Source organism: Corallococcus carmarthensis, assembly GCF_003611695.1.
GTDB lineage: Bacteria > Myxococcota > Myxococcia > Myxococcales > Myxococcaceae > Corallococcus > Corallococcus carmarthensis.
The window spans coordinates 44,335-70,133 of the sequence record NZ_RAWE01000015.1; the positions used below are offsets into that span (position 1 = coordinate 44,335).

Genomic DNA, 25,799 nt, shown 5'->3' on the forward strand with positions numbered 1-25,799 from the left:
TTCGCCGTGCGTTCCCCGGCCCTGGCCCATCAACGAAACCCGGGGAGGATTTCCCTCACCCCCTTCGTGAGATTTTTCCGGACCGCCCCGGTGGAGCCGGAAGGTGGCCGTCCACCAGCAGCGCGGCCAGCACCTCCACCTGCTCTGGCGCTACCGCGTGACGTCGACGGTGTAGACGCCGTCGCCGGAGGTGGCGGTGCCCGTCACCCGGGTGCTGCCCGGCGTGCGGCGGACCTGGCCGGTGCCGTCGTCCTCGAGCTCCCCCGTGAGGGCGAGGTCCAGGGTGACGCTGCCCTCCAGGTCCCCGGTCATCTGGAAGGGCCCCTCGAGCGTCCCGGTGAAGGTGCCGTCCGGGATGTCGCGCAGCTGGAGGGTGAGTTCCGGCTGCGTCGTCGTGTCCGTGCCCGACGCGTAGGTGATGTTCACCGGGTCCTCGTCCTCGCCCAGGACGATCTCTCCGTCGGAGTACCCGGTCATGCCAATGCGCAGGCGCATGCCCTTGTTGGCCGAGCTGCCCTGGTCCACCTGCCCGGTGACGAGCAGCGTCCCGGAGACGCCGCCCGTCGTGGACTGGGGCGGGATGTTCGCGCTGGACGCGGCGTTGAAGCCGGCGAAGCCAAGCTGCAGGGCCTTGCTCACGGACGTGTCCAGCCCGAGGTACGCGCGCCGGGCCTGCTCGTCGGAGCTGATGTCGTCACCTCCGCAGGCCGTGAGGGACAGGAACAGGGAACACGCGACAGCAGTCACGGTACGCGGAAGGGATGAGTGCATGATGTCTGTGTATCGCAATTCCATGGACTCACACCACCCGCGGCGCGTCACTCCAAAACACATACCGCATGTGGCCGAATGACAGCACAGCGGGTCTATGCCCCTCACGCGTCCGTGTATTTCATTGCCTCCTGGCGCGGCGGCCAGGCTTCGAGTCCGCTGCCCTCGAAGCCCGCGCCACCGGCCCACATCCGGACTCAGCCGATCTCACTGTTGCACGTGCAGGGCGTCGTCCCGGTGCAGGCTTCCCCCGCGACCGTCTGGCAGTTGAGCCGCGGGCAGCACGGGCCGGTGGGCGAGCACGCCTGACCCGCGGCGGAGCAGGTCGAACCCGTCTGGCAGGTGCCGACGATGCTCCCACCCGGGATGTTGCAGCCGAGCCCGATGCAGCAGTCCGCGGGCGAGGTGCAGGCCTGGCCCTGGGGCTGACAGGCGCTGGGCGCCGCGCAGGCGCCATTGGTGCAGATGCCGGAGCAGCACGCGGCACCCGAGGCACAGGCATTCCCGTTCGCGGCGCACGTGCCCGCGTCCGTCCCGCCGTCCTGGGTGCCCGTGCCTCCGTCCGTGCCGCCACCGCCCGGCACGGTGCTGGGCCGGCAGGCGTAGGCGATTTCGGAGACGATCGAACAGGTGGTGCCAGCGCAGCACTTGGAGGCTTGCGGGTCACAGGGCGTGCCCACCGGATCGCACGTCACCTTCTGGCAGGTCAGTCCGCCATTCGCGCCGGGCAGGCAGCGCGCGCCGCCGCAGCACTGGTCGGAGAACTGGCACTGCTGATCCTGCGCGATGCAGCACGGCGCCTCGCCGGTGTAGCCCGTGGGGCATGCCGCCGGGCAGTTGTTGTTGGGGCAGCCGCCGAAGCAGCGCGGCACGCCGGCGGAGTCCACCTTGCACACGGCCTTCTGGCCGTCACAGCAGGCCTCGCGGGCGTTCACGTCGATGATGCCGCCGTCGGGCAGCTGGCCGCTGCCGCAGATGTTGCCCACCGGGTTGCAGCCATTCGGCTTGTCACAGCGGCTCTCGCGGCAGTCCACCGCGTTGGACAGCTTCTCACCGCCGCAGCACACGCCGTCGTCGGTGCAGTAGTTGCCCGTGGGACGGCAGCCGCCCACCGGCTGGCACACCGTGGTCCCGTAGCCCAGGTCCACGCACGTGCGCGAACAGCAGGTGCTGGAGCCCGAGCACGGGTTGCCGTCCTGCAGGCAGCCGCCCGCGCCGCCACCGCTGACCGCCACGCAGCGGCCCGGGGTGCCCGTGCTCTCCTGCGAACACACACCGCCGCAGCAGTCCGCGCCCTTCATGCACAGGTCATTGTTGGCCTGGCACGAGTACGCCTGCTTGCACGTCCCGCCCTGACAGTTGCTGGAGCAGCAGTCCCCCGCGCCGGTGCAGGCCTGGCCCGGCACCTTGCAACTGCTGGTGCCGCCGGAAGGCAGCGCCGCGCACTTGCCGTCCGCGCCGCAGAGCTTCGTGCAGCACGCCTCCGCGCTGGAGCACGTGCTGCCCACGTCCAGGCACTGCAGCGTGGAGCACTTGCCGTCCAGGCAGCTGTTCGTGCAGCACTCGATGCCGCTGGTGCAGGCTTCACCCGCGGCGGTGCACTGGGGATTGGGGGCCGGACAGACGCCCGTGTCCGAACAGAGGCCCGTACAGCACTGGGCGCCCGAGTCCCGGCTGCACGCCGTGCCCTCGTCGAGGCATTGGGAGCCCGGCCCCGCGTCCGGGAGGGGCTGCCCCGCGTCCGTTCCGGCATCCACGGTGACCGGCGGTTTGTCTGGCGGCTTGCCAATGTCTCCACTGCTACAAGCCATGACACCGAGGGCCACACCCAGGGCCCCAAGAAACAGCCAGCGGTTCGCCTTCATCCGGACGTTCCCTTCCCGGCCGCTGCCGCCATCCCTCCGGCGGGCCCGGCCTCCATGGGCGCCGCGATGTGGCGCGCCAGCCCAGGAGACCCGGGCCGGGGCCTGGCGGCCACGCAGGCCTGCTCGCCCCACGTCCATCCCCCTGGAAGCCGTGCCGGGCCCCGGGATGCGCGGAACCTGGGATTTCCACTACGCTCCCGGCACCGCCTCACGCCCGCCCCCACGGAGCCGACATGATGCTCTTCGCACCGAAGGTGTTCCCCAAGCTGTCCACGCTGAGCCACGCGGGACGTTCGATGTACGTCTGGGTCTACTACACCATCCCGCTCGCCTTCACGCTGCTGCTGGTGCCCGGGCTGTTCCTCAAGGTGATGGGCATCTCACCCGGGGCGGCGGATGGGGACCTGTTCTTCATGCGGCTTGCTGGCGCACTGCTGGTGTCCATGTCGTTCATGTCCCATCAGGCGGCCATCCTGGACATGCGCCAGTTCTTCGTCTGGGCGGTGATGGGGCGCACGTTCATCGTGGGGGTGCTCATCGTCTGCACGGCGCTGGGCCTGTGTAATCCCATCGTCACGTTCTTCGGCTGCATCGACTTCAGCGGCGCCATGTGGACGCTCATGGGCATTCGCCGCGACGAGGCCGAGGCGCGCGGACAGCAACCGGCCATCGCCCAGCCCACGCCCTGATTCCAGGCGACCTCCCTCCACCGCGCCCTTCGAACCCGCCATGACCACCGCGACGCCGCTGCCGGCCTCCCCTCCCCCTCCGGCCTGGAACCGGGCCTTCCGAAACATCTCCCGCCAGCACGGCTTCCAACCCCTGCGGGTGGAGGGCCACATCCCCGAGGGCCTCCGCGGGACGCTGTTCCGCCTGGGCGCGTGGACGTTCGACGTGCACGGGGCCCCGCTCCAGCACTGGTTCGATGGTGACGGCGGCGTGATGGGCGTGCGCTTCGGGCCCGACGGCGTCCAAGGCGCGGCCCGGCTCGTGGACTCGCGCACCATGGTCACGGAGCGCAAGGCGGGCCGGCAGCTCTACGGCAGCTACGCCATGCCCACGCCGCTGCGCAACAAGCTGCTCAACCCCCAGAAGAACAACGCCAACACGGCGCTGTTGCCGTGGAACGGCCGGCTGTACGCGCTGCACGAGCCGAACCTCCCCGTGGAGCTGTCCCTGGAGGACCTGACCACCCTGGGCGAGACGAACCTCGACGGCACCGTGCTGAAGTCGTTCTCCGCGCACCCCCACCGCGTCCCGTCGCGAGGGACGCGGTACAACTTCGGCCAGCACCACGGCCGGGTGAACACGCTGGAGCTGTACGCCCTGCCGGATGACGGCAAGGCGCGGCACATGGGGTCCGTGCCGCTGCCCGGCGCGACCATGGTCCATGACTTCACCGTCACCGACCGCTACCTCATCTTCTTCCTGCCGGCGATGCGCATCGACGTCTTGAAGATGCTGCTGCGCATCGGCGCGTTCGCGAACAACGTCTCCTTCCGGCCGGGCGCGGCGTCGGAGGTACTGGTGGTGCCCATCGACGACGTGGCGCACCCCATCCGCATCCCCGCCGACTCCTTCTTCAACTGGCACTTCTCCAACGCGTACGAGGACGGCGACACGCTGGTGGTGGACTACGTGCGCTACCCCGACTTCGCCTCCAACCAGTGGCTGGGGGACCTGCTGCGCGGCAACCCGTCCACCGACGCCGACGGCATGCTCCACCGCGCGCGCATCGACCTGAAGGCCCGCACGTTCCGCAGCGAGCCCCTGCTGGACCTGAGCTGCGAGTTCCCCCGCGTCGCCCCCAGCGTGGAGTGCCGGCCGTACCAGACGGTCTACCTGGGCGCGCACGGCACCCACGAGGCCCGCCGCGGCCTCTACGACGCGCTGGTGCGGCTGGACCTGGGCACCGGCCGCGTGACGCGGGCCGCGCTGGAAGCAGGCCAGTACCCCTCCGAGCCCGTCTTCGTGCCCCGCCCCGGCTCGCGGGCCGAGGACGACGGCTGGCTGCTCACCCAGGTCTTCGACACGAAGACAGACACCACCCACGTGGCCGTGCTGGACGCCGAGCGGCTGGACGCGGGTCCCGTGGCGCGCTGCCACTTCGAGCACGCCCTGCCCCCCACGTTCCACGGCACGTTCGTCCCCACCGGGAGCTGAGCCTCCGGCGGAGCGGGCTCAGAGGGTCCGCTCCAGCCGCTCCCGCGCCTTCACGATGGCGGCGGTGCGGGTCGTCACGTCCAGCTTCGCGAACACGTTGCGCAGGTGCCACTTCGTGGTGGAGAGCGCCACGTTGGAGCGCTCGCTGATCTCCTGGTTGCTCAGCCCCTGGGCCAGGAGCTTGAGCATCTGGAGCTCCCGCTCGGTGAGCGGCTCCAGCGGTGCGCTGGGCAAGGGCGCGAACGGTGTCTGTCCGACGGTGCCCAGGGACAGCAGGTCCTGGTAGCGCTCCGTGTAGCGGGCCGGCAGCACGTGGCTCAGCTTGCGCTGCGTGGCGGCCGCGACGATGACCTCCTGCAACCCCGGTGTCTCGTCGAACACGCCCCGGCTGAAGCCGAATCGGGGCACCAGCGCGAAGCCCCGGTTCACCGCGGCGAACGCCGCCGTGGGGTCTCCGGCGCGCCAATGACATACCGCCAGCGCGGCCAGCAGCGCTGTCTCCCGGGCCACGCAGCCCGCGTCATGCGCGCTGGCCCGCAGCGTCTCCAACAGCCCGTGTGCCCGGTCGTGCCGCCCGCGCGCCATCAACACCCAGGCCTGCGCCACCCCCAGGTGCTCCCAGGCCTCGTCGTAGAAGCGCCGCTCGCTCCACTCGCCCCGGCGCATGCGCTCGCCCAAGCCAAACTCCTGGGCCACCGCCTTCATCCGCGCGGGGGATTGCTCCACCAGGGACAGGCGGATCTTCTCCCCGCAGACATGGGCCAGGAAGCGCGTCTGATGTCCGCACTCGAGCACGCTGTGCAGGTAGTCCAGCAGCTGCCAGGCCTCCGCGTACTTGCCCCGAATCGTCTTGATGCGGGCCAGCACCAGGTAGGCCATCGCGAAGGTCTCGAACACCGCCGCCTGGGACAGCAGCGGGAGGACCTCGATGCAGAGCGCCTCGGCCTCGTCCAGCCGGTTCTGATCGTATCGGGTGTTGGCCAGCGCCGTCGCCGCGTTCACCCACACCGGGTTGCGCCGTCCCCGGCTCGCGCGCTCGAACGCCGCCTCGCACCGGTCCGACGCGTCCTTCAGGTTGCCCTGCGCCCGGTCCGCCAGGACGATGAGGACGTCCGTGTAGCCCACCATGTATGGGTTGTTCAGCCCCTGCAGCGTCTCGCGCGCGACGGACGCGAGCCGGCGCATCGCATCGAACCGGTTCAGCCGGAGCGCCTGGTACGCCTTCGCCGCCAGCACCGCGCCCGCCATGAAGACGTCCGGGTCTTCCTCCCCCGGTGACGCCTCCAGCTCCAGGCCGGAGCCCGCTGCCGAGTCCGACAGGACGGCGTGCAGCAGCGCGAGCCGGGAGAGCTGCCGCGACAGCCGCTCGCGCTCCGGATCCGCTGGCGCGGTCTGGAGCCGGCGCTGCGCGTCCTGCAGGGCCAGGGAGGCAGGCGTGAAGCCGCGGGACAGGATGAGGCACGCGATGCGCGCCACGCAGAGGGCCGGCGAACAGAAGGCCTCCTCCGGCGTCAGCTTCGCCGTCCAATGGAGCACGGAGGCAATCTCGCCCTCGCGCATCCACGCCTCCACGCAGCGGGCCGTGAGCGCCATGCACCAGCCCCGGTCTCCGGACGCGAACGCGTGCGTCAGGGCCTCGTCTGGCATCTCGTGCTCGGCGAACCACGCGCTGGCCGCGCGGTGCAGCCGGGGGATGCGGTCGCCGTACGTGCACGCGAGCTGGGTGCGCAGGAAGTCGAGGAACAGCGGGTGGTACCGGTACCACTGGTGCTGCGTGTCGAGCGACTGGATGAACAACTGCGCCCGCTCCAGCTCCGCCAGCAGCGCCGGCCCGTGGGTGATGCCCGGGAGCGCGTTGCACAGCTCGCCGTTGAGCCGGTCCACCACCGAGCTCAGCACCAGGAACGCGTGCACCTCTTCCGTCTGCTCGCGCAGCACCACGTCCGCGAGGTACCTCGCCACGTCGTGGTTGGAGCCGATGGCCTTGCGGAGCGCGTCGCTCACGCTGGCGTGCTCGCCCGCCGTCAGCAGGGCCAGCTTCACGCCGGCCACCCAGCCCTCGGTGCGCGCGCGCAGGTACTCGACGTCCTCGGGTTTCAGCGCGGCGCCGCACAGGCGCTGACCCAGCTCGTGGATGGCATTCCCATCCAGGCCCAGGTCGCGGCTGTCGAGCGTCACCAGCTGCTCGGTGAGCTTCAGCTTCGCCAGGTCCAGCTCGGGCGGGCCGCGCGACGAGACGATCCAGTGCACGTGCGGCGGAGCGTGATCCAACAGATACGAGAAGGCCCGCACCAGCGCGCGCTCCCGCAGGACGTGGAAGTCATCAATGACGACGACGAGCTCGCGCCCCAGGTTCCACAGGCTCCGCAGCACCACCGTCGTCGCATGGTCCAGCGGCAGCGCCACCTGCGCATCCAGCTGGCTGGCGATGTACGCGTCGAACTCCGGGGCCGCGCGGCGGATGGCCCCGACGAGGTACGAGAAGAAGCGCTCCGGAGCGTTGTCCCGCTCATCGAGCGACAGCCACGCGAGCAACCGCGCCCCGCGCACCTCGCGGTACCACTGCGTCAGCAGCGTCGTCTTGCCCGAGCCCAGCGGCGCGGTCACCAGCACGAGCTTGCCGCCAACACCCCGGTCGATCTTCCGGAGCGCCGCGCTCCGCGACACGAGCACCGACGCCGTCTGCGGCGGCGCGAGCTTCGTCGGCAGCAGGTGTGAGAGCGGGTCGCCCACCGGCGCTGGCGCGACAGGGCCCCCCAGCGCATTTCGAGAGCTCGGCATGGGCACGTTCCCCCGGTGACCGATTGCAATGCCAAGTAGACCACGGGCGCCCCCCCTGGGGACCGGGGCGCCTTCCCGCACAGCGTCAAACAGCGAACGCCGCGATGCGTCACCCTCTGGGGGCATGCGTTCCCCTCCCGCCCCCTCCCTTCGGAGGGGGCGATGTCCTGGCGGCGGCTGGTAATTCCGACTGTGCAGTTCTTCCCTGCTCCCCCAGGAGGTCCCCATGGTCCGCATCCCGCAAGTGGGCATGAGCAAGAACCGGTGGCGCGCCCGAGCCGGTCTGCTGTGCGCCGCCGTGTCGCTGTTCGCCTCATCCCGTGCCGCTGCCCAGGCGCCCTCGTTCATCGAGTTCGAGAGCGCGCACGTGCGTCCGTTGGCCCTCTCTCCCGACGGGACGAAGCTGTTCGCCGTCAACACGCCGGACAACCGCCTGGAGGTCTTCAACGTCACCAGCGGGGGCCTGTCGCTCGCCGCCGAGGTCCCGGTGGGGCTGGAGCCGGTGTCGGTCGCCGTGCGCGGCAACACCGAGGTCTGGGTGGTCAACCACCTGTCCGACAGCATCAGCGTGGTGAGCGTGAGCGGCACGCCGCACGTGGTGCGCACGCTGCTCGTGGGTGACGAGCCGCGCGACGTCGTGTTCGCCGGCGCCAACGGCTATGCGTTCATCTCCACCGCGCACCGGGGCCAGCAGCGCACGGATCCGTCCATCGCGTCCGTGCCCGGCGCGGGGGATCCGCAGCTCATCACGCCGGGCGTGGGCCGCGCGGACGTCTGGGTCTTCAACCCCGCCGCGCTGGGGACGACGCTGGGCGGGACGCCCGTCCGCATCCTGACGCTCTTCGGCGACACGCCGCGAGGCCTCGCCGTCAGCCCGGACAAGAAGACGGTCTACGCGGCCATCGCGCAGTCCGGCAACCGCACGACGACCATCAACATGGACAGCGTGTGTGACGGCTTCGGCAGCGCGGGCGTGTGTCTGGTCCAGCCGGACACGTTCCCGTGGGGCAACAACCTCTTCCTGGGCGGCCTGCCCGGTCCGTCCACGAACGCCGAGGGCGCGAAGGCGCCGGAGACGGGCCTCATCGTCAAGTGGAACAGCAGCCTCAGCCGCTGGGAGGACACGCTCGGCCGCAACTGGAACAACGGCGTGCGCTTCAACCTGCCGGACAAGGACGTCTTCGCCATCGACGCGGACGGCCTGCAGCAGAAGGCGTTCTACACGGGCGTGGGAACGACCGTCTTCAACCTGGCCACCAACCCGAAGACGGGCGTGGTGTACGCGACCAACAGCGACGCCAACAACCTCACCCGCTTCGAAGGTCCCGGCGCCTTCGGTGGCAGCACGGTGCAAGGCAACATCGCGAAGATGCGCATCACCGTCATCAAGGGGACGGCGGTGACGCCGCGCCACCTGAACAAGCACCTCGACTATTCGAAGCTGGCCGGCTCCCCCGGCTTCGACCCCACGGCCCGCAACCACAGCCTCTCCACCCCCACGGAGATGGCCATCTCGGGTGACGGCGCGAAGCTGTACGTGGCCGCGTTCAGCTCCAGCAAGGTCGGCGTCTTCGACACCGCGGCGCTGGAGGCGGACACCTTCAACCCCCGGACGGCGAGCGCCAACTACATCCCGGTGAGCGGCGGCGGTCCCAGCGGCCTGGTGCTGGACGAGGCGCGCAACCGGCTCTACGTGATGACCCGCTTCGACAACGCGGTGAAGGTCATCGACCTCGCCACGAAGAGCCAGGTGGCCTCGGCGGCGCTCTACAACCCCGAACCCGACTCCGTCGTGCAGGGCCGCCCGTTCCTCTACGACGCGAACTTCTCCTCGGCCAACGGCGAGGCCTCCTGCGCCAGCTGCCACATCTTCGGCGACAAGGACGAGCTCGCCTGGGACCTGGGCAATCCGGACGATGGGGTGACGACCAACGCCATCGACAAGCGCCTCGCGAGCAGCCTGGAGATTGGCGCGTTCCGTCTGCTCACCGGCCACCCGAGCTCGGACATCAACGGCACCGGCAACCAGAACTCCTTCCACCCGATGAAGGGGCCCATGACGACGCAGACCCTGCGCGGCATGTCCACCTCGGGCGCCATGCACTGGCGCGGAGACCGTTCCACGGGCTTCTTCGGCAGCGGTGCGTACGACGAGGCCCTGTCGTTCAAGAACTTCGTCGTCGCCTTCCCGGGGCTGCTGGGCCGCGCGGATCAGCCCACCGAGGCGGAGATGAACAAGTTCACGAACTTCCAGCTCCAGGTGCAGCTGCCGCCGAATCCCATCCGCAACCTGGACAACTCGCTCACCTCGACGCAGGCGGCCGGCCGCGACTTCTTCTTCGGAAGCCGCCGCGTGGACGGCCTGGCGATTGGCACCAACACCGGCTTCAACTGCAATGGCTGTCACACCATTGACGCCGCGCAGGGCTTCTTCGGCACCGACGGCCACTCCAGCTTCGAGGGAATCAGCCAGATCATGAAGATTCCCCACGTGCGCAACATGTACACGAAGGTCGGCATGTTCGGCTTCCCGGACAACAGCTTCTTCCAGCACCCGGACACCGGGCCCACGGGAGACCAGATCCGCGGCTTCGGCTTCACGCACGACGGCGCGGTGGACACGCTGTTCCGCTTCTTCAGCGCCATCGTCTTCTCCAACACCAGCATCGGTGGGCCGCTGGTGGGCTTCCGCAACGACACCGACCGCCGTGGCGTGGAGGCCTTCATGATGGCGGCGGACTCCGACCTGGCGCCCATCGTGGGTCAGCAGGTGACGCTCACGGCGACGAACGCCTCCGTGGTGGGAGCGCGCATCGACCTGCTGCTCGCGCGTGCGCAGGCGCCGTTCGTGTCGAAGGTGCTCGGCGGCTCCACGTATGAGGCCGACCTGGTGGCGAAGGCCGCCATCGGCACCCGCGTGAAGGGCTTCCTGTTCGACCGCGTGGCGGGCACGTGGAAGCCCGACGACGGCACCGCCAACCTCACCACCGCGGCCTTGCGCGCGCTGGCGAACACGCTGGGCCAGGAGGTGACCTTCACCGCGGTGCCTCCGGGCTCCGGCACGCGCATCGCGCTGGACCGGAACCTGGATGGCAGGCTCGACGGCCAGTAGCTGACAGCTGTTCGTGGCCCCCCTGCCCCGCTTCTCCGGTGACCCCGGGGAGGCGGGGCTTTTTCGCGCCGTGAAGCAGGAGCGCTACGGCTTGCGCTTCGGGGGAGGGGCAGCGGCGGCGGCGGCTTCGCGCAGCTTGTCCTTCTTGCTCTTGCGCCGGCCCTTCACGCCGCCGTTCGGATCCAGCGCCGGTGCGGCGGGCCCGGCCGTCTCCACCGGTTCGAATCCGGCCACCTGCTCTCGCGCGACGGTGAGGTGGTTCCGCTTCTCGATGAGACGGAAGTGGGCCTCGGTGTCCGCGCTGACGAAGCTGATCGCCACGCCCTGTTCGCCCGCGCGCCCCGTGCGGCCGATGCGATGCACGTAGTCCACGGTAGAACGGGGCAGGTCGTAGTTCACGACCGCGGGCAGTCCCACGATGTCCAGGCCGCGTGCGGCGACGTCGGTGGCAACGAGGACGCGCACGCGCTTCGCCTTGAAGTCCGCGAGCGCCTGCGTGCGGGCCCCCTGGCTGAGTTCTCCGTGCAGCGACGTCGCGGTGATGCCGGCGCGGTTGAGCTTCAACGCGACATGGTCCGCCGCGTAGCGGCTGGCGACGAAGGTGAGGACATGGGACCACGCGTGGGTTTCCAGCAGGTGCCTCAGGAGCATCGTGCGCCGGGGCACATCCACCTGGATGGCCCGCTGGGCGATGAGGTCCGCGGAGGGCAGCCCCCCGTCATCGACGTCGATGCGCGTGGGCTCATGCAGGAGCCGCTCCGCGAACGTGCTCACCGCGGGCGGGAACGTGGCGGAGAACAGCAGGTTCTGGCGGCGCGCGGGCAGGAGCGCGAGCAGGCGGTTGAGCTCGTCGGCGAAGCCCAGGGAGAACAACCGGTCGGCCTCGTCGAGCACCAGCGTCTCCACCTGGCCCAGCCGGAGTGCGTTCTGCTCCACGAGGTCCAGCGCGCGGCCCGGGGTGGCCACGACGACGTCCGCGCCGCCTCGGAGCGCCAGCATCTGCGGGTTCGCGGAGACGCCGCCGACCGCGAGGCAGGTCTTCAGCGGCTTCTTCAAGTGACGGCCATACCGCTGGAGGGAGTCGACGATCTGGGCGGCGAGTTCCCGCGTAGGGACCAGGATGAAGGCCCGCACCGGCCGGACCGCTCCACCCGGGCGCGCCCGCAGGGCCTCCAGGATGGGCAGCAGGAACGCGGCGGTCTTCCCCGAGCCGGTCTTCGCCGAAGCCTGGACGTCGCCGCCGCGCAGCACCACGGGAATGGTCGCGCGCTGCACCGGCGTGGGTTCGTCGTATCCGAGTTCGGCCACGGCGCGGGTGAGCGCGTCCGACAGGCCGAGCGAAGCAAAGGTCATGGGAGGGGAGCCTTGGGGTGGCACGACACGCCGGGAGCCTATCCTGCCCCGGCGCCACCCGCGCGGTCGCATGCGCGTGCAGGGCGGGTAGACCGAACGGCGCCCGCCCCGGGAACGCCCTGGAGCATCAACGTGAGGTCAGGGTCGCGCTCCATTGCTTGACCATCAGGTCGATGAAGCGCCGCACCTTCGCCGGCAGGTGCCGTTTGCTCGGGTAGATCGCCATGATCGGGACGAACTCCGTCTCGCAGGATGGCAGCAGCGCCTTGAGCCGCCCGCTCTCCAGGTCCTGGTCGACCAGGAAGCTGGGGAGGTAGGCGATGCCCAGTCCCGCGACGGCCGCGTCCCGGATGGCCTCACCACTGTCGAGCCGCAGGCGGCTTCGTCCCTCCACCTTCACCGGTGAGCCGCCCTTCTGGCGCAGATACCAGGGCTGTCGTCGCGTCCGGCTGCTGAAGACCAGGCACTCATGCGCCGCGAGCTCCTCCAGCGTGCGGGGTTCACCGCGCGCCTCCAGGTAGGCAGGCGCGGCGCAGACGAACACCGGGTGCCGAGCCACGACCCGGGAAACCAGACGTGTATCGGCGCTGGACGCATTGATGCGCACGGCCAGGTCGTAGCCCTCCTCGATGATGTCCGTGACGCGATCGGTGAAGCTCACCTCCGCCTGCACCTCGGGCCAGGTCCGCAGATAGTCCCGCAGCAAGGGGAGGACGTGCAGCTTGCCGAACGCGGCGGGCAGGGTGAGCCGCAGCACTCCTCGCGGAGTGCCGGTGTGCTGCCCGACGCTGGCTTCCGCGTCGTCCAGGGCCGCCAGGACTTGGAGGCAATGCTCATGGAAGACGCGGCCCTCGTCGGTGAGGCTGAGCTGACGCGTCGTGCGGTTGAGCAGGCGCACCCCCAGGCGGGATTCCAATCGGGCCAAGGCCTTGCCAGCCGCCGAGCGAGTCAGGCCGAGAGCCTGCCCACCGCCCACGAAGCTGCCCGCGTCCACGACGGCCATGAAGGCGAAGATCTCATCCAGCTGGGCGCGTTTCATCGATGGCGATCCATTGTAGTGAGCGCATCGCCGGAGAGGGGAACGCCGTTCGTCAATGGCCCCGGTATATGAGCCCGGCACTCACCTCCCCTCTGGAGCTCATCCATGCCCGTGACCCTGCTCAACCCCGACGGAATCATGAAGCCCGACGTGTACCGGCAGGTGGCGATCGCCACCGGCACCCGGCAGGTGCACATCGCGGGACAGGTCGCGTACGACGCGGAGGGCCAGCTCGTCGCACGCGGGGATCTGGCCGGACAGGTGGCGCAGGCCTACCGCAACGTCGCCATCGCCCTCGCCGCGGCCGGGGCGACGTTCAACGACGTCGTTCGCCTGACGATCTACGTGGTCGACTGGAAGCGCGAGTTGATGCCCGACTTCCTCGCCGGCATCGAGCAGGTCGCCAAGGAGTTGCGGATTGCACCGGCGCCAGCATCCCTGATCGGGGTCTCCGTGCTCTTCGAGCCGGGCGTCCTGGTCGAGATTGAAGCCACGGCGGTCGTGGACTGAGCCGCTGCCTGCACGGTGCGCGCGGACCCAGGTCACCCCCAAGCCAGATGCCCCAGGAAACGTGGCTCGACCTGGGTACGCTTGACGTCACGTTCGCGGCAGCGCTCTCGTCATCGCATGAAAGCAGCCCTCTCATTGCTCGTAAGCGCAGCCATTACCCTCGCCTCTGCTCAAGCACTCGCCCAGGAGCGCGGGAATGATCTGCTCAACGGCAAGCCTCCTCCCACGGGCACCGGGATGCTTGTCGCCGGCAGCATCATGACCGGCGTGGGGGCGGTCAACCTGCTCACCTCGCCCCTCTGCAAGACCAGTCTGATTCCCCGCGACACGCAGGACGTCTGCCTGGGTTCCTCCCTGGCCATCGGCGGCGTCCTCGCGGCCGTGGGCGTCCCGCTCCTGCTCGTGGGAGTCAGCCGCCACAACACCTACGTCGATTGGAAGCGGCAACACCGCACCCTCGCCGTGCTCACCGACGTCGGCGTCGCGCCGACTCAAGGCGGGGCCGCGCTCACGTGGAGCGGCTCGTTCTAGGGATTGGCCCTCCAGCTCAACCGGAGCGGCGGCGCCGCGACTTCGCGCGGGGGTGCGGCGACTTCGCGCGCGGCGGCTCCTTGACGGACCTGGGGGCCGGAGGCGTCCGGGCAAGGTGGAGCATCTGGTAGAGGCTCAGCAGCATCATCGTCACCGCGCGGGACGCATCCGGAGCAGTAGACGCTTCGGCCGCCGCGTCCTTCGGGATCCTGGGGAGCCAGGTCTCCTCCAACCGGATCCGGAGCCGGAGCTGCTCCCCGGTGATGCGCAGCCGCTGGAGCTGCGCGCCGGGCGGAAGGCGCACTGCCTCCAGGGCCCGGTCCTGTGTCAGCGCCGCGAGTTGGGGGTGCCGCTTCGCCTTCACGCGCAGCCGGGCCTCCAGGAACAGCGTGTCGTACTCCTTGGTCCGCGTGCGACGCCGGGGCCCGTTGGGGCCATGGTCCCTGACCTTGATCCTGCGGCGCTCCACCGCGCTCAGCCGCAGGTGCGCGCCATCCGCCAGCCGCGTCTCCAGCAGGAGCCACGGATCCAGCACATCCGGCGAACCCTTCCTCCCGGGCCCCAAGCGATACAGGCTCGAACCCGGGCCCTCGGGACGGGGGTCGGGGCGAAATCGCAGGCGCACGGACGTGTCCGGTGCGAGGTCCGCCTTGAGGCGCTCAAGCACGTGGATGACCAGCGCCGGCCTGCGATTCGGATCGTCGCCACGGTGGCCGAACGCGTGGAAGACCGTGGAGACCAGGCTTCGCACCCACAGCGCGGCCGCCAGCCCGACAAACAGGACTCCCGCCACGACGGACAGGGCGCCCTCGACGGTGCCAGCAAACCACACGCACAGGATGAGGCCCACCCACTGCAGAAAGGCCCCCACCAGGACCCTCATGCGGCTCCAGAAGCGACGGGCCTTCTGGACCTCCGAGAGCGCGCGCAGGGAACTCATCAGGCCCGCCATGGGCGCATCGAGGACCAGGGCGTTCAACGCCGGGTCGATGCCATCACCAGACGCCATGGGGAACTTCCTTCCGGAATGGGCATGTTCGGCGGCAGGCATGCTAGCCGATATGCTCGGCGCCCCATGAGCCCCTCCCCTCCCCAGGATGATGCCAGCGCCCGTCCGGCCGAACCTCGTGACGGCTACGCGCGACGCGTCGGCCTCTTCTCGGGGGTGATGCTCGTCATTGGCGGCATCATCGGCTCGGGCATCTTCCTCAACCCGGCCATCGTCGCGCAGCGCGTGCACACACCCGGGCTCACCCTGGGCGTGTGGTTGCTTGGCGGCATCGTCGCGCTCATCGGCGCCTTCATCTACGGGGAGCTGGGGCAGCGCAACCCCAAGGCGGGCGGCAGCTACGTCTACCTGCGCGATGCCTTTGGCCCGCTGCCCGCGTTCCTCAACGCGTGGGGATTGATGCTCATGATTGCCACCGGGGCCATTGCCGCGGTGGCCGTCACCTTCGCCAACTACACCCTCGCGCTCACCGGCCTGGGGCCCGGCTTCCGGTTCCCCCTCTCCGTCGGCGCCATCCTCCTGCTGTCCGGCGTGAACTACTTCGGCGTGCGCCCCGGAGCGCTCACGCAGAACGTCTTCACCGTGCTCAAGCTGCTGGCGCTCGCGGTGCTCGTGGGCGCGGGCCTCCTGCTTGAAAGCCCTCATCCCGCGGTGGTGGAGGCCGTCGCCGCTCCCCAGGCGCCCGACTCCCTGGTGCTCGCGATGGGGGCCGCGCTCGTCCCGGTGCTGTTCAGCTACGGCGGGTGGCAGCAGACGAACTTCGTGGCCGAGGAGATGGTCGACCCCGAGCGCAACCTGCCGCGCGCCCTGTTGCTCGGCGTCATCGGCGTGGTGACGGTGTACCTGCTCGCGAACCTCACCTACCTGCGCACGCTTGGCGCGGCGGGGCTCGCGGCGAGCAGCGCCCCGGCGGCGGACGCGCTCGGCCAGCTGATTGGCCCCGCGGGCCGCACATTCATCACCGCGGGCGTCGCCCTCTCCACCTTCGGCTTCCTCAACCTCGTCATCCTCGTCTCGCCGCGCGTCTACCAGGCCATGGCCGCGGATGGACTGTTCTTCCCCTGGATGGCCCGGCTGCACCCGCGCTACCGCACGCCCTCCAACGCCATCCTCTTCCAGGCGGCCTGGGCCATCCTCCTCACGGGCACGGGCACGTACGGCGAGCTGCTCGACTCCGTCGTCTTCGCCGACTGGCTGGTCTTCGGCGCCACCGCCGCGACGCTGTTCGTCTACCGCGCGCGCGAGCGCCAGGGGCTGGTGCCCCGCGCCGCGTACCGGGTGCCTGGCTATCCCGTCACCCCGCTCCTCTTCATCGCGGCCGCGCTGTACGTGTTGCTGGGCTCGACGGCCTCCAACCCGCTCAACGCGCTCAAGGGAACGGTGCTGCTCGGCGCGGGCGTGCCCGTGTTCCTGTACTGGCGCCGGCGCACGCGGCGGACAGAGGCCCCGCCGGCCCTGGGCGCTCCGTGACCTGAAGCAACCCCATCGGGGGCGGTCCCTGCCCGGGACGCAAAGCCAGAACTTCGAGGCATATCCATCACTCCTCCCCCAGGCTCCCGACACCGGTTGCCATTGGCCTGTAGGCTCACGGAGCGCGACGCAATGCCGCGTCACGCTTTGTCCCCAGGAGACCCTATGCCGTCCTTCCGCCGGTTGTTGTCCTTCAGCACCGTCATGCTTTTCGCCGTCGTGCCCATGGCCTCCGCAGAGGCCCCGAATGCGAGCTACGAGGAAGCCTCCGAGTCCAGGCCCGGCCCCATCTGTCATGAGAGCCTTTGCGACACGAACCAGGACTGCCGGAACGCATGCCCCAGTGCGCTGACGGCGGCCTGCGTCCAGAACACCTGCCAGTTCACCTACACCTCCGGGGGTGGCGGCCCCGGCGGCCCCTACTGCGCCGAACAGTTCTGCTCCGAGGACCAGGAGTGCAACTGCAACGGCCGGCCGGGCTACTGTGGCGCGGACTCGGTCTGCCACTTCTGACCGCCGGTTCGGGTGGGGGCCCTGTCTCGCAGAGTGCTGCCTCTGCCTCCCCGGCCCCCCGCCCGGGGCCTACTTCACGATGCGATAGATGTGATGTGAGTGCTCCGCGGCGAACGCATCCGTGAACACGCTTCCGGAGTACGCCAGGGTGCGGCCCTCGCCAACCACCTCGACGGTGCCGCTCGCGGGGAACTCCAGCGGGAGGGAGAAAGTGTAAGTCCCGGGTGGCCTGGTAGGCGGGCCGGGTGTCATTGAGCACGTCCGTGGTGGACGGGTTCGCCGCCGTGCCGGAGAAGACGTGGGAGAAGTACGCCACCACGCGCGCCTCGTGGATGAGCGTGGACCAGACGGCGCCTTCCACCTGGTTGGCATTGATGGTGCTTCCGGTGGCCTGTCCTCCAGCTCCACGACGATGTAGATGTCCCCGGTGACCATGCCCAGCCGCCAGTTCGCCCGGCTGTCCGGCCCGGCCGCGCCGTTGAGGGCAATCTCCCGGTCGCGGTCTCCCCACCACATCAGGGCGCCCTTGCCGACGTTCGTGCTTGCGCATCCAGCCCGCCGCCGAGGCATTGCCGGCATAGGTCTCCAGGAACGCGTTGATGCCATGCGCCTTGTCGGTGGTGCATGTGACATCTCCTGGGGGAAGCAGCGGTAGGGGGAACCGCCACATCAAGGATGTCACGTCTTTATGCTAAATCCGCTTTGAATCGATTTACACGACCCAAGGAGTCACATGAATCCCCAAGCCCGTCCCGGGCGCTTCATCCAGCGCCTCCTCTCGACCCCTTTGACGCTGCTGTGCGGCCTCGTCGTCCTGACCGCCTGTGGAGGCCCGGAAATGGAGGGTGATGGAAGCCCTGCCAGCGTGGCCCAGGAAACGCAGGCCCTCGCACCGGCCAACGTGCAGGCCTTCTACGCGGAATCGCGCTGGGGGACCCGCTTCGGCGTCACGGGCCCCTACTACGGCCCCCTGGGCCACCGGGGGCTCGACCTCTACGCGAGCGCGGGCCAGGCGATCCCCGCGCTCCGCTCGGGCACCGTCCGTCGCGTGCAGTACTCCTCCGTCGTGGGACACACCATCGCGGTGGAGTCCGCCCCCGGTGACTTCTCCGGGTACGCCCACGTCATCCGGACGCGCTTCGCGGTGGGCGATTACGTCCAGCAGGGAGACATCATCGCGTACGTGGCGGGCTCCGGAGATGCCCATGGCTCGGCGTGGACCGGGCCGCACCTCCACATGACCCGCGGCACCACGAACAACTGCGCGTTCGGCGAGAACGTCAGCGACCCCGCGCCGCTCATCCGCAACGTGCTCGGCACCGGCACCGGCGGAGGCACCGGCACCGGCGGAGGTTCCGGGGGAATCCAGGTCAGCATCGACGAGGGGAAGATCCTCCAGCGCGTGGCCCAGCGCGGCGGCTACACGGGCGCGGTGGACGGCGTGCCCGGGGTCAACACGTGGAAGGGCATCCAGACGGTCCTCTCCAGCAAGGGCTTCTACTCCGGCCCCATCGACGGCGTGCCGGGTGAGAACACCTGGAAGGGAGTCCAGCGGCTCGCCCAGCTCGGCGGCTACACGGGCCCCGTGGATGGCTTCCCCGGGCAGTACACCTACGCGGGGCTCAACACCTGGCTGGCCCAGGACCCCGGAACGCCTCCCCCGTCCGGGATGAGCGGCGTGTATGGGATTGATGTCGGCACGACGCAGCGGGACCTGGACTTCAATGCCATCCGCGGCGCGGGCTATCAGTTCGCGATCGTCAAGGCCGGCGGCTCCAATGTCTCTCCCCTCTACGTCGCGCCCTACTACGCCCAGCAGGTCGCCCGGGCTCGCGCGGCCGGACTCCTGGTGGGGCATTACTGGATGGCGGGCTCGTACAACCCCGCCGGTGACGCGCAGTACTTCGTGGACCACCTGTATGACCACCGCCCGGGAGACCTGCTGGTGCTCGACAACGAGGCCATCGACAACGGCATCTTCTGGAACGACTCCATGACCGCGAGCTTCATGCAGGCGGTCAAGGCGCGGCTGGGCAAGGCCCCGTTCCTTTACACGTATTCGAGCCTGCTCAAGGCCAACACCTGGCCCCAGACGCAGGCCGTGGGCTCGAAGCTCTGGATTGCCCACTACACGGGCACGCCGGGCAACCCGTCCGTGGGGACGGCCTGGCCCACGTGGGAGATCCACCAGTACACGTCGTCCGGCAACCAGAACGGGATCCCGCTCGACCTGAATGTCGCGAAGCTGTCCGCGTTCGCCGGACTGACCCAGCCCCCGCTCGGCGCGACGGCGCCTCCGCCCACGGCCATCCCCGGAGGGAGTTCTGGTGGCGGAGGCACTCCCGTCATCACCGTCCAGCAGGGGACCATCCTGCAGAACCTGGCGCGCCGGGGCGGCTATACCGGCCCCATCGACGGAGTGCCGGGAGCCCAGACCTGGATGGGCGTCCAGAAGGTCCTGAGTGAGCTGGGGTATTACGCCGGGCCCGCCGACGGCGCCCCGGGCCTCAACACATACAAGGGATTGCAGCTGCTGGCCCAGGACGGTGGCTACACGGGCCCCATCGATGGCGTCCCCGGACCCAATACCTACAATGGCATCCAGGCGTACCTGGACGGTTCCTCCGGCCCCGTTCCGGCCATCACCCAGGCCCAGGGCATGACGCTGCAACGAATTGCGAGCGCGGGTGGGTATACCGGCGCGGTGGATGGCGTTCCCGGCACGAACTCGTGGAAGGGCGTGCAGCAGGTGCTCGCCGGCCATGGCTATTCCGGGCCCGTGGATGGCGTCATGGGCACCGGGTCGTACGCGGCGCTCCAGCGCTTCGCCGCGAAGGGCGGCTACACGGGCCCCATCGACGGGGCCATGGGCACCCAGTCCTGGAAGGGCGTGCAGACCGTGCTCCGGGGCTTCGGGTACACGGGCACCATTGACGGTGTCATGGGCACCCAGTCCTACGCGGCGCTGCAGCGGGTGGCACGTCTGGGCGGATACATGGGCCCCTCCGATGGAGCCATGGGCGTGAACTCGTGGCGAGGCCTCCAGACCTTCCTGAGCGGCGCCGGGTACACGGGCCCCATCGACGGTGTCCCTGGAACGAACACCTATAAGGTGCTCCAGTCGCTGGCGAACCGGGGCGGCTACGCCGGGCCGCTGGATGGCATCCCCGGCCCCAACACGTACGCGGGCCTGGCGAACCTCCTGGACTGACGCGGAAAGCCCCCAAGGCCCGCTCCCGTCCGCAAGCGCCGCGCCCACGTGCGCCAACCGGGCCTCTCAGGTACCTGAGAGGCCCGACGGCACGGCTGCGGAGTTCCGAGAGCGACAACCTATGCGTCGTCCGGGCCGAGCACAGGGAGGACAGCGGGTGGCTCCACACGCCGTTCGACCTGGACACCCTGCGGACCGACTCCCAGGGACGGACCGTCCAGGAGCGGGTGATCAGCAACACCTCTCTCATTGAATCCGGCGGACCGTGACCCAGGTCCACGGCGTGTATGGGCAGACCCGTGGAAACCCCTTAGTCTGACATTGCAGCGATTGAGCAACACGCCCGGACCAGAATCATTCACGCCCACAGGAATCACCTGAATTGCTTGTTTTGATTTGCAGTTAAATCAAGAGCAGTGCTAGTAAGGCATTGGCTTCGGCCAACTCCCGCACCATCAACTCAGGAGAAGTCCATGACGAGGAACGTGAAGCGTTTCCTGGCTGCCTCCCTGCTGTCCCTCGCGCCGTCGGTTGCCTTCGCCGGACAGGTCGAGCTCGGGTTCCCCGACTTCCTCTCCCAGCGCAACGAATATGTCAGCGTCCGCGAGGGCTCGTTCGAAATTGCCCAGGTGAAGGGCGGGGCGTCCGTAGGCCCGGCCCTGGAGAACCTCTTCGTTTCCAACCAGAGCGGCGCCACCATCTCCCTGGGCCTCCAGGTCGTGACGGGGACGTTCAACGGCGTGTTCTCGCCCTACCCCGTGCCCACCGCCACCCTGGGCGGTTTCCAGATCAGCGCCCCCACTCCCGCGCCGTCGTTCTCCCAGCAGTACTACTGGACGGTCAACCCGGCGAACCCGTCCGCCGCGAAGACGTGTGTCTGGCGGGTGGACATCGCTGACTCCGCCGGGACCTGCACGGCGACGGTCTATTACGGCACCTACGGCGGCGCCGTCTGTACTGTCGATGCGGCCAACTCCTTCATCGACATCAACACCTGCCAGGCGCAGATCGTCACCATCATCCAGTGAGCTGAGCTGCGCTGAACGCCGCCCGGGGCCTTGCATGAGGCCTCGGGCGGTGCCCGTTGCGGGACGCGCACCCTTGGACCACGCCGTTCAGCCGCAGGCCGCCTGCCCAATCCTATCGCCGCTCCACTGTCAATCCCCCGTAAGTGTGAGGGACAGGCTTTCAGGCGGTAGCTATGGATGGGGGGTCGCCACGTAGGATCCCACGGGTATGCCTGCCAAGGAGGCGCGGATGTTCAGCCCAATGGACTTCACCACCCAGGAGCTCGTGCTCCGGGACAGCGTCATCGCATCCCTCAACAGCTCGCAGTCCCTCCATCAGGTCCTCGAAACCACACGGGCGCCCCTGCTCGAGTTCGTGCAAGCCGACGCCGTGGCCCTGTGCCTCATGCACGTCGAGCCCTTCGACTTCCAATGGCTCGTCCCAGGCCCCCGCGTCCCCATCCTGGATGGGTACGCCGAACTGGCCCAACATGACTTCCTCCGGGCCCCCATCCTCGCCCGGCCCAACGTGCCCATCCGCGACACGCAGCTGCTCTCCCGCGACGAGTACGAACGCACCCTCATCTACCAACGCAGCCGGGAGCTGGATCCGTGCCTGGAGCACATCATGGCCGTCCTCCTCCCCATCCGCCCCGGCTTCGTCGGCGCCCTCGCGTTCTACCGGAACCTGCGGCGCCCCTTCACGTCCCAGAGCGCCACCGCCCTCTCCAGCCTCAACACGCACCTGATGAACACGGTGCGCAACTGCGGTGACATCCAGACCACCGCCACGGGCGCCCATCTGCTCGAACAGCTCTACCGCCGCCCGGACACCGCCTTCGTCGTCGTGGAGCCGCCCCACCGTGAGGTGCTGCGCTCCCCGCACGCCGCCTTCCTCCTGGAGAGGTGGTTCGCTCCCTCCGACATCCACGCCTCCGGCCTGCCCCTCCCGCTCAAGGAGCGGCTGGACGCCCTGGTGGCCATGACCCCGGATGCGCGGCTCGACAAGACCCTCTGGGTCTCCCTCCACGCGGATGGCTACCGCCTGGTCCGGTTCATCGAACTGCCCGCCCTCGAGGGTCCCCGGAAATGGGCCCTCCTGCTGCACGAGATTCCCATCTCCATCCCGCTCCCCGAGGAGATGAAGCGCAAGCTCACCTCCCGTCAGGTCACCATCGCGATGTGCCTGCTCCGCAACTGGACCAACGAGCAGATCGCCGGTGAGCTTGGGCTCTCCTTGCACACGGTGAAGACCCACGTGCGAGACCTCTTCGACAGGCTGGGCATCGACGGCCGCGCGGACCTCCTCTACCAGGCCGCCCGCCTCAACAAGCCTGTCTGAGAAAGTCGAACGCATGCGAGGGCGCCTCCCGAAAGGCCTTGGCTCGAACGGGAGGCTCTCCCAGCTTGCGTGCGGCTGTCTCTACCTCGCGAGGGGGTGGCTGGAGGCGCCGCCCTCACGGAAGATGCGCGGGTAGACGGCCCGGGCCACCCGGGCGGAGAAGAGGATCGCCTCCTGATCCTCCGGGTCCGTCAGCGGCCCCAGGATGCGCTTCATCTCCGCCACGTGGTCCCCGTCCAGGGCCCCATGGCTGCGCAGGAACGTCACCGACTTGTGGATGTTGGGAATGGCGGCCACCGCCTTCAGGCGCTCGGCCCACACGCCCGCCCGCGTCTGCGACAGGTACTCCAGCGCGTACGCGGTCCCCAGCACCGCGGTCGGCACGCCCGAGCGCGACGTGAAGAAGTTCCACCCCGTGTAGGCATCCACCGCCGGGCTCCGCTCCGCCGCCTCCACCTGCGCCTCCGACCACCCCAGGTTCTTCAGGTCCGACAGCAACCACCGGTCGTGCCCCCGCTCCTCCTCCCCCTTCTGGATCAGCAGCGCCGCCAGCTCCGGGTGCCGTCCCAGCCGATTCAGCCGGTGGCCCGCCTCGGCGAGGATGGGCGTGCTCCAGCGGGCGTAGTGATACGTCTGGACGAGGTAGTGGATGTAGCCGTCCCGGTCGAGGGTGCCTTCGAGGATGCGGCGGCCGTCGGGCTGCGCATCCACCGCCGCCACCAGCCCCCGCGACTCCTCGTCCAGCACCGCCAGCCAATCCGTTCCCGTCTGCTGCTCCGTCTGAGTTTGCACGTACGTCTCCTGTCCGGGGCCCGTCGGGCTTCCGGTTGTTGTGTGTTGAAGGTGAAGGGAAGGAAGAAACCGCCCCGGGCCTAGACGGCGGGGCGCACGCCATTTTCCAGCGCGCCGAAGCGCGCCAGGCTGTCCGCCGGGATCTCATCGAGCGCCATGACGAGCGGCAGCGTGAACCACTGGAAGTACGCGTCGTAGAGCGGCTCCGAGATGAAGCGCGCCCCCATCGTCGTGGCGAAGAGCGAGGGCGACCTGGGCACCCGCAGTCCGTCCAACAGCCCCTGCTCCGCCCTGGACCGCTCCTCCGGCGTATAGAAGGGGTTGCGGGGCCGCGCCGGGGCCTGCCACGGGTCAGGCACGTCCACCCGCCAGCGCGGGCTCAGCCAGCCCCGGTGGGCCACCACCTGCCACGACAAGAGCGCGTCCTCGCGCGAGTCCGTCTCCAGGTTCGCGGACGCAATCCAGTGCGTCACCCCGCGCCGCCGGCTCTCCGTGTACATGGCCGTCTGCAGCCACGTGACGGCCTCCGTGCGCCGCCACTTCGGCAGCACGCAGAAGCGCGAGGGCTCCGCGAACACCCTCCCCGGCTGGATCAAGCCGGAGAGGTCCACCCGCTGCGCCATCTCCAGCCCCACCGGCCCGCCCAGGTTCGCCGCCACCTCCGCGTTGGGCAACGCCACCCGCATGGTCGCCACCGATTCGGTGCCGGCATGGACGAGCAGATGCACCGTGGTGTCGAGCGTGTCGATGCAGGTCACCTCCCTCCGGGACACCGCCGACTGCTCGGACAGCAGCCCCATTTCGCCGCCAAAGACAGCCCAGCGGATGCGAGCCACGTCATCGAGATCCCGTTGGGTGGTGGCGACACGCCAGCGCCAGTGAACGCACGTCATGGGTCTTCTCCCCGTATCGAAGCGAAGCCGGCGTCACGCCGCCCTCGCATCTTCATTCGTCGCGGGTCACCCGAGTTCGAGCACGGCGTGTGTTTCACGGCCCGCACCGGCGCAGGACCTCGCCGGTTCGAAATGCGCCCCGGTGGGTCGCGTCACCGGGTTCGGCTACGCTTCAGGCGCGCGGCCGGGAGCATGGGGCCCTGACCGCGACAGGACAGGGGCATCGAAGATGAGCGCGGTGGTCGCGGGGCTGCTGTTGCTGGTGGAGCTGGGGCTGGGCGTGGCGCTGCTGGTGGGCACCTTCTTCACCCTGGCGTTCAGCAGCGAGTCGTACCGGCACACCGCCACGCCGCTCCATCAGGCGTTGAACATGCTGGCCTTCGTGCTCGCGGTCCTGCCCCTCCTCCTCACCGTCTGGGTCGGCTGGCGGCGCTTCCTGTCGGACCGTCCCTGGGACGCGGTGCCGCTGGGCATGGGCCTTCCCGTGGTGGCGCTGGTGGCGTGCGCCATCGCCGGCTACCTGTCCATCCTGGGCGGCGAGTGGGCGACGTCGCGTCATCGCCAGCGGCAGGAGCTGGCGGCGCGGCTCGCGCTGCGTGCCGAGGTCGAAGGGGGCGCCGTGCACAAGGCGTGTGAGCTGGTGGCCGCGGATCCGCGCGCATCGGCCGAGGACATGCGCCGCTGCCGGGAGTTCATCGAGTCCCGTCCCGGAGCCGAGGCCCGCTGGGCGGAGTTCACGAAGTTCACCGACCCGCGGGGTGGCTTCAATACCTGGCACCTGGGGCAGACGGGGCTCGCGCCGGATTGGGAGTGGGGCGCGGTGGTGCCGGTCATCCGGCACGACCAGGAGTGGTTCCTCCGCACGTTCTATGAAACCTGGATGGCCCGGACGCAGGACCTCCCGTCCATGGACGACATGAGCCAGTTGCAGCTGGCCCTCCAGACCAGCACCCGCTACCTGGGCTGGGATGCCCGCGCCGTGGAGACGCTCCGCACCCAGGTGCTCCCGACGCTGGTCGCGCGGATGGATTCGCAGGAGCCGCGCCTGCGCGCCCTGCCGGGCGTGGACACCTGGGTGCTGGATGCCGTGAGGGATCGCATCCAGAGCCTCCTGACGAAGCCGGACGAGGGCGTGGAGCCGCTGCCCCCGCTTCCGGGAACGCCGTCACCGGGCGACATCGGCGTGGTGCGCATGGACGACACGGGCGCGCTGGACCTGTGGCTGCGCGCCTCGCCCACCTCGGGTGCCATCGGTGACGTCTACGTGCGCCGTGCTTCGTATGACAGCGAGTACGAGCGGTGGCGGAAGCACCTGGGGACCCTGCGCCCCGGGGAGCTGCGCTTCCTCCCCGCGCCCTGAGCCGCGCTGCCAAGCCCCCGGACAGGAGTGTTGTACACCTGTGGCATGGGGCCCTTGCTGCAGGTGTAGGTGTCCGA

Annotated in this window: 20 protein-coding genes; 12 read left to right on the forward strand and 8 right to left on the reverse strand. The window is 69.6% G+C overall.

Translation table 11 applies throughout. The features are described 5' to 3' along the window. Positions 1 to 150 precede the first annotated feature (150 nt). Positions 151 to 771: a hypothetical protein gene (locus tag D7X32_RS06935; protein ID WP_120601711.1), complete on the reverse strand. Its 621-nt coding sequence runs from the start codon at positions 769 to 771 to the stop codon at positions 151 to 153. A 197-nt stretch (positions 772 to 968) separates the two neighbouring features. After that, positions 969 to 2,582, reverse strand: a complete 1,614-nt coding sequence (locus tag D7X32_RS06940) for a hypothetical protein (RefSeq protein WP_147450054.1) — start codon at positions 2,580 to 2,582, stop codon at positions 969 to 971. A gap of 287 nt (positions 2,583 to 2,869) precedes the next feature. Here D7X32_RS06940 and D7X32_RS06945 point away from each other — a divergent pair, with 287 nt between their 5' ends. Next, positions 2,870 to 3,325, forward strand: a complete 456-nt coding sequence (locus tag D7X32_RS06945; RefSeq protein ID WP_120601713.1) for a hypothetical protein — start codon at positions 2,870 to 2,872, stop codon at positions 3,323 to 3,325. Between the two features lie 40 nt (positions 3,326 to 3,365). Beyond that, positions 3,366 to 4,799: a carotenoid oxygenase family protein gene (locus D7X32_RS06950; RefSeq protein ID WP_120601714.1), complete on the forward strand. Its 1,434-nt coding sequence runs from the start codon at positions 3,366 to 3,368 to the stop codon at positions 4,797 to 4,799. An 18-nt stretch (positions 4,800 to 4,817) separates the two neighbouring features. Here the strand turns inward: D7X32_RS06950 and D7X32_RS06955 are convergent, their stop codons facing one another. Beyond that, positions 4,818 to 7,580 (reverse strand): winged helix-turn-helix domain-containing protein, encoded by a 2,763-nt coding sequence (locus D7X32_RS06955; protein WP_244238880.1) that lies wholly within the window; start codon positions 7,578 to 7,580, stop codon positions 4,818 to 4,820. Positions 7,581 to 7,806: 226 nt separating this feature from the next. On the opposite strand from D7X32_RS06955, the gene D7X32_RS06960 reads away from it, so the two are divergent. Next, positions 7,807 to 10,692, forward strand: a complete 2,886-nt coding sequence (locus D7X32_RS06960; protein WP_120601716.1) for a YncE family protein — start codon at positions 7,807 to 7,809, stop codon at positions 10,690 to 10,692. A gap of 84 nt (positions 10,693 to 10,776) precedes the next feature. Here D7X32_RS06960 and D7X32_RS06965 read toward each other — a convergent pair whose 3' ends face one another. Next, entirely contained in the window at positions 10,777 to 12,045 is a 1,269-nt protein-coding gene (locus D7X32_RS06965; protein WP_120601717.1) for a DEAD/DEAH box helicase, read from the reverse strand. 127 nt (positions 12,046 to 12,172) lie between these two features. Then, positions 12,173 to 13,084 (reverse strand): LysR family transcriptional regulator, encoded by a 912-nt coding sequence (locus tag D7X32_RS06970; protein ID WP_120601718.1) that lies wholly within the window; start codon positions 13,082 to 13,084, stop codon positions 12,173 to 12,175. Between the two features lie 105 nt (positions 13,085 to 13,189). On the opposite strand from D7X32_RS06970, the gene D7X32_RS06975 reads away from it, so the two are divergent. Continuing rightward, a complete protein-coding gene (locus D7X32_RS06975; protein WP_120601719.1) occupies positions 13,190 to 13,594 on the forward strand; it encodes a RidA family protein in 405 nt (134 codons plus the stop codon). 135 nt (positions 13,595 to 13,729) lie between these two features. Beyond that, on the forward strand, positions 13,730 to 14,125 hold the full coding sequence (locus D7X32_RS06980; protein ID WP_147450055.1) for a hypothetical protein: 396 nt from the start codon (positions 13,730 to 13,732) through the stop codon (positions 14,123 to 14,125). Between the two features lie 16 nt (positions 14,126 to 14,141). Here the strand turns inward: D7X32_RS06980 and D7X32_RS06985 are convergent, their stop codons facing one another. Beyond that, complete coding sequence (locus D7X32_RS06985) at positions 14,142 to 15,134, reverse strand: hypothetical protein (protein ID WP_120601721.1); 993 nt, start codon at positions 15,132 to 15,134, stop codon at positions 14,142 to 14,144. A 66-nt stretch (positions 15,135 to 15,200) separates the two neighbouring features. Between D7X32_RS06985 and D7X32_RS06990 the strand changes: the two genes are divergently transcribed. The 6 genes from D7X32_RS06990 to D7X32_RS07010 all read left to right on the forward strand — a co-directional run bounded on the left by D7X32_RS06990 (position 15,201) and on the right by D7X32_RS07010 (position 22,677). Continuing rightward, on the forward strand, positions 15,201 to 16,604 hold the full coding sequence (locus tag D7X32_RS06990; RefSeq protein WP_167506449.1) for an APC family permease: 1,404 nt from the start codon (positions 15,201 to 15,203) through the stop codon (positions 16,602 to 16,604). 165 nt (positions 16,605 to 16,769) lie between these two features. Beyond that, positions 16,770 to 17,117: a hypothetical protein gene (locus tag D7X32_RS06995; RefSeq protein ID WP_120601722.1), complete on the forward strand. Its 348-nt coding sequence runs from the start codon at positions 16,770 to 16,772 to the stop codon at positions 17,115 to 17,117. Between the two features lie 245 nt (positions 17,118 to 17,362). Beyond that, complete coding sequence (locus tag D7X32_RS44870) at positions 17,363 to 17,548, forward strand: hypothetical protein (protein ID WP_147450056.1); 186 nt, start codon at positions 17,363 to 17,365, stop codon at positions 17,546 to 17,548. A gap of 302 nt (positions 17,549 to 17,850) precedes the next feature. Continuing rightward, positions 17,851 to 20,328, forward strand: coding sequence for a GH25 family lysozyme (locus D7X32_RS07000; RefSeq protein ID WP_120601723.1), 2,478 nt, complete (start codon positions 17,851 to 17,853; stop codon positions 20,326 to 20,328). 473 nt (positions 20,329 to 20,801) lie between these two features. After that, positions 20,802 to 21,356, forward strand: coding sequence for a hypothetical protein (locus tag D7X32_RS07005; protein WP_120601724.1), 555 nt, complete (start codon positions 20,802 to 20,804; stop codon positions 21,354 to 21,356). 229 nt (positions 21,357 to 21,585) lie between these two features. Next, entirely contained in the window at positions 21,586 to 22,677 is a 1,092-nt protein-coding gene (locus tag D7X32_RS07010) for a helix-turn-helix transcriptional regulator (RefSeq protein WP_171448347.1), read from the forward strand. Positions 22,678 to 22,758: 81 nt separating this feature from the next. Here the strand turns inward: D7X32_RS07010 and D7X32_RS07015 are convergent, their stop codons facing one another. Together D7X32_RS07015 and D7X32_RS07020 are read right to left on the reverse strand one after the other, a co-directional pair. Continuing rightward, entirely contained in the window at positions 22,759 to 23,469 is a 711-nt protein-coding gene (locus D7X32_RS07015) for an iron-containing redox enzyme family protein (protein WP_120601726.1), read from the reverse strand. A gap of 80 nt (positions 23,470 to 23,549) precedes the next feature. Further along, positions 23,550 to 24,362 (reverse strand): GNAT family N-acetyltransferase, encoded by an 813-nt coding sequence (locus tag D7X32_RS07020; RefSeq protein WP_120601727.1) that lies wholly within the window; start codon positions 24,360 to 24,362, stop codon positions 23,550 to 23,552. 229 nt (positions 24,363 to 24,591) lie between these two features. On the opposite strand from D7X32_RS07020, the gene D7X32_RS07025 reads away from it, so the two are divergent. After that, the gene (locus D7X32_RS07025; RefSeq protein ID WP_120601728.1) at positions 24,592 to 25,722 is read left to right on the forward strand and encodes a hypothetical protein; all 1,131 of its coding nucleotides are present in this window, start codon (positions 24,592 to 24,594) and stop codon (positions 25,720 to 25,722) included. Positions 25,723 to 25,799 lie beyond the last annotated feature (77 nt).